Raw genomic sequence first — 388 nt, forward strand, 5'->3', positions numbered from 1 at the left:
CTTGAGAAAAATAGCAGATTACCTGGAAGAATTTGATATCAACAGATCTATTTAAATATGGAAACATTGGAATTAGAATCAAAAGAGCAAGAAAACAAGATCAAAATGACAGAAAACAAAAAATATAGTATTAAAAGCACATCTAAGGAATTACTTAGTCGTTGGTATCATCTGATGACATTAGGTAGAGCTTTGGATGAGAAAGCACCAAACTATCTCAAGCAAGCAATAGGTTGGTCCTATCATGCTCCTTATGCTGGTCATGATGGAATTCAACTGGCAATAGGTCAGACATTCAATAAGGAAACCGACCATTTATTTCCTTATTACAGAGATATGCTTACTTCCATTTCGGCAGGATTAACTGCTGAGGAAGTTATTTTTAACG

At 34.5% G+C, this 388-nt stretch carries 1 protein-coding gene; it reads left to right on the top strand.

Going from position 1 to position 388, the window contains the following annotated elements; all coding sequences use genetic code 11:
• Positions 1-57: 57 nt before the first annotated feature.
• The coding region (locus EES38_RS23390; RefSeq protein WP_208020511.1) for a thiamine pyrophosphate-dependent enzyme at positions 58-388 on the top strand (331 nt) is incomplete at its 3' end.

The sequence above is a fragment of the Vibrio viridaestus genome, assembly GCF_003856525.1.
In the GTDB taxonomy this organism is placed as follows: Bacteria; Pseudomonadota; Gammaproteobacteria; order Enterobacterales; family Vibrionaceae; genus Vibrio; species Vibrio viridaestus.